The sequence below is a fragment of the Aliiroseovarius sp. ABM4_368 genome, assembly GCF_056161205.1.
Genome location: NZ_JBSWYR010000007.1, coordinates 21,673 through 33,108 on the forward strand (window position 1 = coordinate 21,673; position 11,436 = coordinate 33,108).

At 60.0% G+C, this 11,436-nt stretch carries 12 protein-coding genes and 1 pseudogene; 10 read left to right on the forward strand and 3 right to left on the reverse strand.

Annotation, left to right across the window (positions count from 1 at the left end):
- Nucleotides 1–10: 10 nt before the first annotated feature.
- Together ACXAH3_RS15685 and ACXAH3_RS15690 are read right to left on the reverse strand one after the other, a co-directional pair.
- Entirely contained in the window at nucleotides 11–442 is a 432-nt protein-coding gene (locus ACXAH3_RS15685) for a LysR substrate-binding domain-containing protein (protein ID WP_474863126.1), read from the reverse strand.
- Nucleotides 348–632, reverse strand: coding sequence for a LysR family transcriptional regulator (locus ACXAH3_RS15690; RefSeq protein ID WP_474863128.1), 285 nt, complete (start codon nucleotides 630–632; stop codon nucleotides 348–350). The genes ACXAH3_RS15685 and ACXAH3_RS15690 overlap by 95 nt, the downstream gene beginning before the upstream one ends.
- Nucleotides 633–730: 98 nt before the next feature.
- Here ACXAH3_RS15690 and ACXAH3_RS15695 point away from each other — a divergent pair.
- The 4 genes and pseudogenes from ACXAH3_RS15695 (at nucleotide 731) to ACXAH3_RS15710 (ending at nucleotide 3,716) form a co-directional block, all read left to right on the forward strand.
- Nucleotides 731–1,434: pseudogene (locus ACXAH3_RS15695) on the forward strand (SDR family oxidoreductase).
- A gap of 4 nt (nucleotides 1,435–1,438) precedes the next feature.
- Nucleotides 1,439–1,675, forward strand: a complete 237-nt coding sequence (locus tag ACXAH3_RS15700; protein ID WP_474863148.1) for a DUF6552 family protein — start codon at nucleotides 1,439–1,441, stop codon at nucleotides 1,673–1,675.
- Between the two features lie 158 nt (nucleotides 1,676–1,833).
- Nucleotides 1,834–3,459 carry a thiamine pyrophosphate-binding protein gene (locus tag ACXAH3_RS15705; RefSeq protein ID WP_474863130.1) on the forward strand — a complete coding sequence of 542 codons (1,626 nt, stop codon included), beginning with the start codon at nucleotides 1,834–1,836 and terminating at the stop codon, nucleotides 3,457–3,459.
- 116 nt (nucleotides 3,460–3,575) lie between these two features.
- On the forward strand, nucleotides 3,576–3,716 hold the full coding sequence (locus ACXAH3_RS15710; protein WP_474863131.1) for a hypothetical protein: 141 nt from the start codon (nucleotides 3,576–3,578) through the stop codon (nucleotides 3,714–3,716).
- Between the two features lie 48 nt (nucleotides 3,717–3,764).
- Here ACXAH3_RS15710 and ACXAH3_RS15715 read toward each other — a convergent pair whose 3' ends face one another.
- Nucleotides 3,765–4,241: an RrF2 family transcriptional regulator gene (locus tag ACXAH3_RS15715; RefSeq protein WP_474863134.1), complete on the reverse strand. Its 477-nt coding sequence runs from the start codon at nucleotides 4,239–4,241 to the stop codon at nucleotides 3,765–3,767.
- 122 nt (nucleotides 4,242–4,363) lie between these two features.
- On the opposite strand from ACXAH3_RS15715, the gene ACXAH3_RS15720 reads away from it, so the two are divergent.
- The 6 genes from ACXAH3_RS15720 to ACXAH3_RS15745 all read left to right on the forward strand — a co-directional run bounded on the left by ACXAH3_RS15720 (nucleotide 4,364) and on the right by ACXAH3_RS15745 (nucleotide 11,270).
- Nucleotides 4,364–5,995, forward strand: a complete 1,632-nt coding sequence (locus ACXAH3_RS15720) for an ABC transporter ATP-binding protein/permease (RefSeq protein ID WP_474863136.1) — start codon at nucleotides 4,364–4,366, stop codon at nucleotides 5,993–5,995.
- Nucleotides 5,992–7,653 (forward strand): amino acid ABC transporter ATP-binding/permease protein, encoded by a 1,662-nt coding sequence (locus ACXAH3_RS15725; protein WP_474863138.1) that lies wholly within the window; start codon nucleotides 5,992–5,994, stop codon nucleotides 7,651–7,653. The genes ACXAH3_RS15720 and ACXAH3_RS15725 overlap by 4 nt, the downstream gene beginning before the upstream one ends.
- A gap of 121 nt (nucleotides 7,654–7,774) precedes the next feature.
- Nucleotides 7,775–9,388 carry a cytochrome ubiquinol oxidase subunit I gene (locus tag ACXAH3_RS15730; RefSeq protein WP_474863139.1) on the forward strand — a complete coding sequence of 538 codons (1,614 nt, stop codon included), beginning with the start codon at nucleotides 7,775–7,777 and terminating at the stop codon, nucleotides 9,386–9,388.
- 5 nt (nucleotides 9,389–9,393) lie between these two features.
- Nucleotides 9,394–10,554, forward strand: a complete 1,161-nt coding sequence (gene cydB / locus ACXAH3_RS15735) for a cytochrome d ubiquinol oxidase subunit II (protein WP_474863141.1) — start codon at nucleotides 9,394–9,396, stop codon at nucleotides 10,552–10,554.
- 14 nt (nucleotides 10,555–10,568) lie between these two features.
- Entirely contained in the window at nucleotides 10,569–10,721 is a 153-nt protein-coding gene (cydX, locus tag ACXAH3_RS15740) for a cytochrome bd-I oxidase subunit CydX (RefSeq protein WP_474863143.1), read from the forward strand.
- Between the two features lie 111 nt (nucleotides 10,722–10,832).
- Nucleotides 10,833–11,270, forward strand: coding sequence for a hypothetical protein (locus ACXAH3_RS15745; protein WP_474863144.1), 438 nt, complete (start codon nucleotides 10,833–10,835; stop codon nucleotides 11,268–11,270).
- Nucleotides 11,271–11,436: the final 166 nt, after the last annotated feature.

The window sequence follows — 11,436 nt, forward strand, 5'->3', positions numbered from 1 at the left end:
GTGCGGCCTGTCAGACCTGACTGGCTTGCGATATAAGCCACGACATGATGGCCTGCACCTGGGGACTGGGTGCAGGTTTTCTTTTGCACAGAAGATAGAAATCCTGCGTGCTGACAGTGGGCAGCGGGCTGATCTCGGCCAGTTTCCCCGCCTCGATGTCGCGCGCCGCAAGGAAGCGATTGACCAGCGCCACCCCCTGCCCCGAGATCGCCGCATCGACCGCCAGCGCGGTTTGGCTAAGGCGTAGGTGGCGAGGGCTTTGTTCGGTGATCCCAAGCCCGGACAGGACCAAGGGCCACAGGTTGTGGGTGTCATGAATTTTCGGCAGATTAGACAGTGCTGTGGGATCACCTTCTGCGCCTGTCCCCTCGATCAGGCTGGGCGGTGGCGGATCGCAACTCGTCGAAAGCCGCCGAGACCCTAATGTGAAAGCTGCGTCCAACTGGGGTTAGCGCAAGTCCTTTGGGCAACCGGTCAAACAGCATGACGCCCAGATGTGCTTCTAGAAGGCGCACCTGTTGAGCCACGGCACCTTGGGTGACGCCCATCTCGTCCGCAGCAGCGCGAAAGCTGAGCCTTCGGCCAGAAACATCAAAGGCGCGCAGCCCGTTCAGTGGAGGGAGGTCTGTCATAATGGCAATAATAATTCTATTGTCATGGAAGATCAAATCTAGTTCGCGCTTGCGCTCCAGCCCCCGTATCTTTGCTCCAAGCGATGAAGGAGGCTGACATGTCAGTAGAAAAAGTAGCACTGGTCACAGCAGGCGGCAGCGGCATGGGCGCAGACGCGGTGCGAAGGCTTGCGGCGGATGGTTTTAAAGTTGGGATCCTGTCTTCGTCGGGCAAGGGCGAGGCACTTGGGAACGAGCTTGGCGGATTTGGCGTGACTGGGTCCAATCTGGACAATGATGCGCTGACCGCTTTGGTGGACGGCGCGACGGATCGTTGGGGTCGCGTGGATGTGCTGGTCAACTCGGCCGGGCATGGCCCGAAAGGCCGGTTCTGGAGATCAGCGACGACGACTGGCATCAAGGGATGGAGGTCTATCTGATGAACGTGATCCGCCCGACCCGTCTGGTCACTCCTGTGATGCAGAAACAGGGCGGCGGCGCGATCATCAACATTTCAACCTTCGCAGCGTTCGAACCGGACCCTTTGTTCCCGACCTCGGGCGTGTTCCGCGCGGGACTGGCTGCGTTTACCAAGCTTTTCTCGGACAAATACGCATCCGACAACATCCGCATGAACAACGTCCTTCCCGGCTTCATCGTCAGCCTGCCCGAGACCGAGGACCGCCGCGCGCGTATCCCGATGGGGCGCTATGGTCGTGCAGATGAAGTGTCATCGCTGATTTCGCTTCTGGCGTCCGAAGGTGGTGGCTATATGACCGGACAGAACATCCGCATCGACGGGGGACTGACCCGTGCCGTCTGATGCGATGATTGCCAAGCCGTCTCGCGAACGCCCTGTTTTTGCAGTGAAATGGGGCGCATCGATTATTCAGATCATGGGGTATATGGCCACTGGTTTCGGCTGGACCCCATGGAATCTGTACCTGTTCTTGATCGGCGTGGTCGGCTGGTTCGCCGTTGGCGCATTGTGGAATGACAAGGCGCTGATGCTGGTCCATCTGGTCGCCCTAGGTGCGATGCTTGCCGGGATGGCCAGCGGATAGGGCATCGGGCGGGTGATAAGAAAGTCACGTCGCGTCCAATCGTTTCATTTGCAAGAAAATAGTGGACCAAACGGTATTGGCGCACATACACAGGGACCCAGAATAGAAGTGAGACCGGCCAGTTTCGATGGCCGGGTCTATTTATGGGAGTCCAAAAGATGAGCGCTTCGGCCTATGTCTATCAATCCATCGCGCAGTCGCTGGTGGATCACGACCACACCACAATGTTCGGCCTGATGGGGGATGCAAACCTGTTCGTGGTCGATCACTATGTCCGCGAATGCGGAGGCGAATTTGTCCCCGTCGCGTTTGAAGGCAGCGCAGTCCTGATGGCGCTGGCCTATGGTCGCGTGTCGGGCAGCGTTGGTATTGCCACTGTAACCCACGGCCCTGCCCTGACCAACTGCGTCACCGCCCTGACCGAAGGCGTGCGTGGGCGCGTGCCAATGGTGCTTTTGGCGGGCGATACTGCCGTGTCAAACCCGCAGAACCTGCAAAATATCGACCAGCGCGAAACGGTGAAAATCACTGGCGCCGGGTTCGAGCAGATGCGCTCGCCTGAAACCGCGTCCTATGACGTGGCCCACGCCATTTACCGCGCGCAGGTCGAAAAGCGTCCTATCGTGGTGAACATGCCCGCAGATTTTATGTGGGAAGAAGTCACGCATGAAAAGCACATCTTCCCGGCATTCAACGCCCCTGCCCATGTGCCCGAAGGCGATGATCTGGACGAAGCCATCGGCATGATCGCTTCGGCCAAGCGCCCAATCATTTTGGCAGGGATTGGTGCGAAGGATGCGGTGGATCAGATCAAGCGGCTGGCCGACCGGCTTGAGGCGCCGCTGGCGACCACTCTGAAAGCGAAGGGGATGTTCAAAGATCACCCATTCAACATCGACATATTCGGCACGCTGTCGACGCCGGCTGCCTATGAAGCCATCGCCAAAGCCGACTGTGTGGTGGCCTTCGGCACGTCCTTGCACCATTTCACCACCGACAAAGGCGCCTTGATGAAGGGCAAACGCGTGGTGCAGGTGAATGACACGGTGACGGAAGTGTCCAAGAACTATCACCCTGATGCGGCCTTGGTGGCTGACGCGGGGCTGACCGCCGACAATATCGTCTGGTGGTTGGACGAGGCCGAAATCCCCCCCAGTGGGTTCACCGCCGAACTGGACATCGACGTTCTGACTGCCCACCCGAATGGCAACCCCGATAAGGCTGCACCGGGCTTTGTGAACTTCGAATATGCGCTGGATCGTCTGGACGCGGCCCTGCCCAAGGATCGCTTCCTGACCACCGATGGCGGCCGTTTCATGACCGAGGTTTGGTGCCGCGTCGACGCCCCCAACGCAGAAAGCTTCATCGCCACGACCAATTTCGGTTCCATCGGGCTGGGACTTCAAGTGGCGATTGGTGCCGGGTTCGCCGTCAAAGGCCGCCCCGTTGTGTTGTTCACCGGCGATGGCGGCTTCATGATGGGCGGGATCAACGAGTTCAACACTGCCGTGCGTATGAAGCAGGATCTGGTTGTGATTGTCGCCAATGACAGCGCCTATGGGGCCGAACATATCCAGTTTCTGGACCGCAAGATGGATCCCGGCTTGTCGATGTTCGACTGGCCGTCCTTCGCCGAAATCGGCACCGCGCTTGGCGGTCAGGGCATTTATGTGGACAGCGTCGAGACGCTGGAAAGTGCCATCACCGCGATTGATACGCGCACCAAACCCCTGCTGATCGAGCTTCGTCTGGATCCGAATGACGTGCCGCGTATGCGGATCTGACGCGCCACGACAGGACCACAGAAAACCGGCGGCGGTATCCCGTCGCCGGTTTTGATTTTTCAGTCGCGTGCTTAACCGTGATAGGCTTTTGACACTGCGAAGCTGTCCTCGAACCAGTGCCACAGGCGACCCCGGAAAACTGGACACCCGGTCAGGACGTGATCGTTCCGACGCCGCAAACGACCGATGCCGCCGAGGCACGTATGTCTGAAGGGTATGAGACCACAGATTGGTACTTCTCGGCAAAAGCGCTCTGAGTGTCATGGGCTGTGCTCTTCCTGCCATGACAGGGAAGAGCGCACCAGTCAGGCGGAAGCGGTGCGGCTCGAACAGGACGGAGACATGTCGGGACGCATGGCAAGCAGGTCCATCAATCCGCAATTGCCGCGCACAAGGTCTTCGAGCGTCACCATGTCCAGTTCATGATAAAACGCCTCGAGCGCCCGCGCGACATAGCCGCGCAAGCGGCACGTCCCTGCCAGCGGGCAGGTGTTACGGACTTCATCGAAGCACTCGGCAAATGGGATATCGGTCTCGAAAATGCGAAACACCGCACCAATCGAGATGCGATCGGCGGGCTTGGCCAGCCGAATGCCTCCGGTACGACCGCGCAGGGTTTCAAGATATCCTTCGGCCTGAAGATTTTGAACCACACGGGCGACATGGTTCGTCGAGGCATTGCAGCGTTTCGCAATGTCAGACGTGCGTACAAGCTGATCGTCGTTGACAGCACAAAACATCAGTGTGCGCGCAGCAAGATTGCTTCGGGTCGTCAGACGCATTGCGATTCCCTCCAGTTCCGACGTATATCTCACATTATGGAAACCAGTTTCTTTGATCCAGATCACGTCAAACTCGAAGACGATACCCTAAGAGACTGACTATCCTAAAAAGCAAGCTGACCATGCGCCATATTTCAAAAAACCAGAACGCCACCTCACAATCGTTGCGGTCGGGTGCAGCGCTATCGGTTCTGGCCAACCTGATCTGGATTGCACAGGCTTGGGTGATCGCACGCGTGCTGGCCGCACTTTTGACTGGAGATGCGGTGAATGTTTGGGGCGTCTCGCTTGCCTTCCTCGGGCTCGGCCTCCTGCGGGCGCTTTTGACGCAGCAGGCGCAGGCGACGCTGAGTGTCGCAGCAGAGTCCCGAATCCAGGAACGACGGCTCGACATCCTTGCCACAGAGTCCGCCACCGACAAACCGTCCCGTTTCGGCGGCGCAGGGTCTATCGCGGCCTTGGCCACGGAAAAACTCGAAGCGGTGCGCCCTTTTCTATTGCGCTACACACCCGCCCGCATGCGAATCATGGCAGTGCCACCGATCATTTTGGCCATCACTGCGTGGCACAGCTGGGCTGCGGCGGTGGTTTTGCTGGCAGCCGGGCCGCTGATCCCTCTGTTCATGGCCTTGGTGGGGTGGGCTGCGAAAGAGGCCAGCGCGCGGCAAATGGTAGAGATCGGATCGCTGAACGATCTGCTGGCAGATCGATTGGCGGCACTGTCGGACCTGAAGCTGATCGGTGCTGGTCCTCAGGTTATTGACGGCTTCGCGACGGCGTCCGACACACTTCGGCACAAGACAATGTCCGTTCTGCGGATTGCCTTCCTGTCTTCCACCGTGCTCGAGCTTTTCTCTGCTCTCGGCGTGGCAATGATTGCGGTGTGGGTGGGTTTTGCGCTTTTGGGCGAAATCAGTTGGGGCACTTGGGGGGCACCTCTGACACCGTTCGCGGGGATTTATCTGCTCTTGCTGGCACCGGATTTCTTTCAGCCTTTGCGCGATCTGGCCGCCGCGTGGCATGACAAGTCTGCGGCTGACGCGGTGGAGGAAGATCTTGAGGCGTGGCGTGCCGAGACCCGCCCAGATATACTAGGCCAAGGGTCGCAGCCATCAGCACTTGCGTTCCGCGGTCTGGTCTTGCGCGACGTCGCGGTGGACCACGCCGACCGCACACTCTGTTTTCCCGATCTTGATATCCAGCCGGGTGACAGCCTGGCGATCAGTGGCCCCAGCGGAGTTGGAAAGACAACCCTGTTGCGTGTTCTGGCGGGGTTGGAGAGGCCATCACGCGGCGCAGTTCTGCTTAATGACGTCCCTTTATCCGAGGCACAGACCGACGCGTGGCGCGCCGCTTTGGGATGGATGCCGCAAACGCCGCGCTTTCTGGGGCGAAGCCTGCGCCACAATATCGGTTTTGGGGCACCGATAGATCAGGAGGTTCTCAGGAGCGCCAGAGTAACCCCTATTCTGGAAACGCTGCCTGCCAAAGACTTAACCACGTTGGGGGAAACCGGCGCAGGTCTGTCGGGTGGCGAAGCGCGGCGCGTGATGCTCGCACGCGCGCTGAACCGCGATCCGGCGGTGCTGCTGGCGGATGAACCGACCGCCGATCTCGATTCCGACACCGCGCATGCCATCATAGATGCGCTGCTCACCTATGTGGCTGCGGGAGGTACCTTGATCACCACGACACATGATCCGCGCCTTCTGGACCGTATGCCTCATGTCATCCATCTGGGGGCCAAGTCATGACGTCCCTTTTCCGCATCATCCGTATTCTTCTTGCAGGAGAACGCCGGGCCGTTGCCCAGGGGATGGCCTTGTCTGTCACAGTCTTGATCATGGGCGTGGCGCTGCTGGCGCTGTCGGGCTGGTTCATTACTGCGGCTGCAGCGGCTGGGATGATCGGGCTGGGCACAATCTTCAACGTGTTTGCCCCGTCTGCCATGGTCCGTTTCCTCGCCTTGGGCCGAACGGCAGCGCGGTACGGAGAAAGGCTGACGACGCACGACGCAACCTTGCGCGCCTTATCGAATTTGCGCGTACGATTGCTGAAGGGCGTTCTGACGTCGCCCTATCGCCAGATCGAACGCCTGCGCGCCAGCGTGTTTTTGAACCGTGTTACATCCGACGTCGACGCGTTGGACGGGTTGGCCCTAAGGTTGGTTCTACCCGGAGCGGCAGGCCTGTTGGTGATCGGCGTCACTGCGGTTGCGGTTGCACTGTTGGTTAATCCTGCCATTGCGGGGGTCATCCTGTTGGGCTACGGCATCGGGCCGACCCTCGTGTTCTTGTCCGGGCAAGCCCGGGCAGATGCACCGTCGCGCAAGGCGCAGGCGGGCATGCAGGCCTTACGAAGTCGAATGGTCGATCTGATTGCAGCGCGGGAAGAACTGATCGCGTTCGGGCAGATTCCCACGGCAAAAGCAGGTGTCGCAAAAGCGGCTCAGTTCCAATCCAAGAGCCAATCTGATGTTGAACAGATCGAGCGGGCAACCGGGCTTTGGCTCGACCTGATGGGGTGGACCGTTGTTGCGGCTGCCATTGGGATCGGAGCGTCCAAAGCGCAAGCCGGTGAGATCACGGCGGCGCAGGCAGCGATTGGCATCTTTGCGGCACTGGCGCTGTCGGAGGCGGTGGCCCCTGTGCGCCGCGCCTTGTCCGAAATCGGGCGGATGCGTGCGGCAGCAAAGCGGATTGTGCCGATGATCGACAAAGCCAATCCGCCCGATGGGGTGGATATCGACACCGGGGCAGCGACGCTGGTTGCCGAGGCCTTTGCGGCGAGCAACAGTTCCTATGGCGCACCTCTCTTCTCGCCAGTCTCTTTCTTTGTTGCGCCGGGCGAAACCGTTGCTCTGATCGGTCCGAGCGGTTGCGGTAAATCCACCCTGTTGTTGCACGCCGCAGGGCACGGCACGTCCAATTTCGGCTCATTGCGCTTCGGTGGATTAGATGTCGACCAGATTGACGCTGATCTGCGGGCTGACATGATCGCCATGGTGCCACAACGGCATGCGCTGGTTGCCGGGACCATCGCGGAAAACCTCAGGATTGCGGCGCCTGAGGCTCAGGACTCAGAGCTCTGGACCGCACTAGAGGTTGTTCATATAGCTGACACCGTAGAAACCAAAGGTGGGCTGGATGCCGTGCTTGGCTTCCGGGGGGCAGGCCTGTCTGGCGGTGAAGGACGACGGCTTGTTCTGGCGCGGGCGCTGCTGCGCCAACCGAACCTACTCTTGTTGGATGAACCGACTGAAGGTTTAGACGCGATTCTGGCGAGCCGGGTTCTGAGCGGCATTCGGGCGGCCTTACCCAACACTGCAATTCTTATGGCTGCGCACCGGGACGAAGAGGTCGCTTTTGCTGACTGCGTGCATAAGCTGAAACCTGCTGCGAAGATCGATTAAAATAACCCACATCCAAGATGCGGGTTTTTGACTCAGATCAAATAACACATTCCTGAATCAGCATATGAAGCACTTAATCCGCATCACTGATGCGAATTATTATGCATTCAAGGAGCACATCATGGAGATCGGTCTGGTCGAGCTGTCGCGCATGCAATTCGCGCTGACAGCCATGTATCACTTCCTTTTCGTGCCGCTGACGCTGGGTCTTTCGATCCTCGTGGCGATCATGGAAACTGTCTACGTCATGACGAACCGCCCCATCTGGCGGCAGATGACGAAATTCTGGGGCACGTTGTTCGGCATCAACTTCGTACTTGGCGTCGCCACGGGCATCACAATGGAATTCCAGTTCGGCATGAACTGGAGCTATTACAGCCACTATGTGGGCGACATCTTCGGTGCGCCACTGGCCATTGAAGGTCTGATGGCCTTCTTTCTAGAAGCGACCTTTGTCGGTCTCTTCTTCTTTGGCTGGGATAAGCTTTCGAAGGTACAGCACATGGTGGTGGCCTGGCTGGTCGCCATCGGGTCGAACTTTTCGGCGCTGTGGATCCTGATCGCCAATGGTTGGATGCAGAACCCGGTGGGGGCCGAGTTCAACCCCGACACCATGCGGATGGAGATGACGTCGTTCTTTGACGTGCTTTTCAACGAAGTGGCACAAGCGAAATTCGTGCACACGGTGTCAGCGGGGTATGTCACAGCGTCGGTCTTCGTGCTGGGTGTCTCAGCGCTGTACCTTATCCAGAACAAGCACAAGGACTTGGCCCGCCGGTCTATCGCAGTTGCGTCCGCCTTTGGTTTGGCGGCTGCTTTGTCCGTTGTCGTTCTTGGTGACGAGTCCGGCTATTCCGCCAGCCACACCCAGAAGATGAAGCTGGCCGCGATCGAGGCGATGTGGGAAACGGAAGAAGCGCCCGCGTCTTTCACGTTGATCGGTTTCCCCGATCAGGAGGCGCGCGAGACGCATTACGCGGTGCATATTCCGTGGGCGATGGGTCTTATTGGGACACGGTCGCTGACGCAGGAAATCCCGGGCATCAACGATCTGGTCGCTGAATCCGAAGTGAAAATCCGCGACGGTCTGATCGCTTACGACGCGCTGATGACCATCCGCGCGGAGCGCGATGCGACCCCGCCAGAGGTGCGTGAGACATTCGAGGCGCATTCCGACAATCTAGGATACGCGCTGCTGCTCAAGCGTTATGTGGACGATCCGCGCACCGCGACCGAAGAGCAGATCAAGATGGCCGCGGATGACACGGTTCCCGGTGTGGCGCCCCTTTTCTGGGCCTTTCGCATCATGGTCGGTCTTGGGTTCAGCTTCATCGCAGTGATGGCGTATTTCTTCTATCGCGCCTCGTTCCGGAAAATGCAGTTCCCGCGCTGGTCGCTCTATGCCGCTGTCGCGATCATCCCGACACCGTGGATCGCAGCCGAGCTTGGTTGGTTCGTAGCCGAGTTTGGCCGCCAGCCCTGGACCGTGGACGGCGTGCTGCCGACAGCGCTCAGCGCGTCACATCTGAGCATCGCGGATCTGCTGATCACATTGGTCGGATTCCTGATCTTCTATTCGGTCCTCTTCGTGATCGAGGTCAGTCTGATGGTGAAATACATCCGCAAGGGCCCGTTCCAGGACGTCGAAGAAACCAATGCTTGGCAGGAACGGCACGAGGCGCGCCTGCGCGCCGAAACGCCCGCTCCGACCCTTGCTGCAACACCTGCGGAGTAAGTCACATGATCCTCTTTGAACTGATCGAATACGATATCCTTCGCGTGATCTGGTGGGCGCTTCTGGGCGTTCTCTTGATCGGATTTGCCCTGACCGACGGCTTCGACATGGGGGTCGGAGCGCTGCTGCCCTTCGTTGCCAAGACCGACGTGGAACGCCGCGTGGCGATCAACACGGTGGGTCCTGTCTGGGAAGGCAACCAAGTGTGGTTCATCCTTGGCGGCGGCGCGATCTTCGCCGCTTGGCCACCGCTTTACGCCGTCAGCTTCTCGGGCTTCTACCTTGCGATGTTCGTGGTGCTGGCTGCCTTCATCGTCCGCCCAGTGGCGTTCAAGTATCGCTCCAAACGGGATGACGCGACATGGCGCACCCGCTGGGACTGGGCGCTGTTCGCTGGTGGTGCTGTACCTGCGCTGCTGTTCGGTGTGGCGGTTGGCAACGTATTGCTGGGGGTGCCGTTCTACCTGACCGAAGATTTGATGCCGATGTATCCGGGCAACTTCGCCCTCAAGTTCGTCGGACTTCTGCGCCCCTTCGCGCTGCTCGCTGGGGTGGTGTCGCTGGCGATGCTACTGATGCATGGTGCGGCGTGGCTGTCGCTCAAGGCTGAAGGCGTCGTTGCCGAACGCGCTCGCTCCATCGGCGTCAAGGCGGGCATCGTGGCCGCGGCGGGCTATGCGCTGGCGGGTCTATGGTTGGCGTTTGGGGTTGACGGGTTTGCCTTGGGTGAGGTCGCGGCCAATGGCCCGTCCAATCCGCTCTATTCCGACGTCACCCGCGGTGGGTCTTGGCTGACCGCCTATGCGGACCGTCCATGGATCGTGATTGCCCCAGTGATGGGCTTTGCCGGGATCACGCTCGCAATCTTGGGCCTGAAAGCAGGTCGCGAGGTTTCGACGCTCTTGTGGTCCAAGATGGGCATCCTCGGCATCATCTCGTCCGTCGGGCTGACCATGTTCCCGTTCATCCTGCCCTCGACGCTTGCCCCCAACAGTTCGCTCACCGTGTGGGACGCTTCGTCCTCGCACCAGACGCTGTTCATCATGCTGATCTGCACCGCGATCTTCATGCCGCTGATCCTGATGTACACCGCATGGGTTTACAAGGTGCTCTGGGGCAAGGTCACGGAAGAGCAAGTCACTGATAGCGCTGACACAGTTTACTAAAGGAGACCATTCTCATGTGGTATTTCGCTTGGCTTCTCGGACTTCCCCTTGCCGCTTTGTTCGCCGTGTTGAACGCGATCTGGCTGGAGATGCGTACCGACGCCTGTTTCTCGGACGAGGGCGACTGCCCGATGGGTGAACACACCCATCATACATCCGGGCACTGAATGACCGGGGGCTTGTTCCTTCCTCCCCCTGTCCGGTGCGGCACCCGGTTTAGGCTGCTGGGTCCGCACACACCACACGACATCTTTCCCAATCCCAAAAGGACTGACCTAATGAAAAAACTCATCCTCGCCGTATGTGCTGCACTGACCCTGACAGGACCCGCGCTTGCACAGGACGCGCCTCAAACGCTCGTCACGATCCTGACAGCACCCGAGCCGCAGACACAGCTGATGGCGATGGTTCTGGCCATGCAAGCGGCACAACAAGGCGCAGCCCCGCACATCCTGCTGTGTGGTCCTGCTGGTGACCTCGCGTTGAAAGACGCGCCAGCTTCGGCCACTGCGCCACAGCCACCCCGCGACATAAGCCCGCAGGGCCTGATGTCCAAAATCGCCGGGATGCCAAATGCAAAGGTCGAGGTTTGCGCGATCTACCTGCCGGGCAAAGGCATGCAAGCCGATGCGCTGATCGACGGTGTCACGGTTGCCCAGCCGCCAGCGATGGCCGTCGCGATGATTGCGCCGAACGCCCGCATCGCCAGCTACTGATCTGCCGAGACCTTCAAAGCGGCGTGGGGGGGGGGGGGGGGGGGGGGGGGGGGGTGGGGGGGGGGGGGGGGGGGGGGGGGGGGGGGTGGGGGGGGGGGGGGGGGGGGGGGGGGGGGGGGGGGGGGGGGGGGGTGGGGGGGGGGGGGGGGGGGGGGGGGGGGGGGGG

Bases quoted from the DNA above. Each gene is read 5' to 3' on its own strand.
- ACXAH3_RS15715 (WP_474863134.1), bottom strand. From the start codon at position 4,241: ATGCGTCTGACGACCCGAAGCAATCTTGCTGCGCGCACACTGATGTTT.
- ACXAH3_RS15700 (WP_474863148.1), top strand. From the start codon at position 1,439: ATGATTGCCAAGCCGTCTCGCGAACGCCCTGTTTTTGCAGTGAAATGG.
- ACXAH3_RS15690 (WP_474863128.1), bottom strand. From the start codon at position 632: ATGACAGACCTCCCTCCACTGAACGGGCTGCGCGCCTTTGATGTTTCT.
- cydX (WP_474863143.1), top strand. From the start codon at position 10,569: ATGTGGTATTTCGCTTGGCTTCTCGGACTTCCCCTTGCCGCTTTGTTC.
- ACXAH3_RS15720 (WP_474863136.1), top strand. From the start codon at position 4,364: ATGCGCCATATTTCAAAAAACCAGAACGCCACCTCACAATCGTTGCGG.
- cydB (WP_474863141.1), top strand. From the start codon at position 9,394: ATGATCCTCTTTGAACTGATCGAATACGATATCCTTCGCGTGATCTGG.
- ACXAH3_RS15725 (WP_474863138.1), top strand. From the start codon at position 5,992: ATGACGTCCCTTTTCCGCATCATCCGTATTCTTCTTGCAGGAGAACGC.
- ACXAH3_RS15730 (WP_474863139.1), top strand. From the start codon at position 7,775: ATGGAGATCGGTCTGGTCGAGCTGTCGCGCATGCAATTCGCGCTGACA.
- ACXAH3_RS15705 (WP_474863130.1), top strand. From the start codon at position 1,834: ATGAGCGCTTCGGCCTATGTCTATCAATCCATCGCGCAGTCGCTGGTG.
- ACXAH3_RS15745 (WP_474863144.1), top strand. From the start codon at position 10,833: ATGAAAAAACTCATCCTCGCCGTATGTGCTGCACTGACCCTGACAGGA.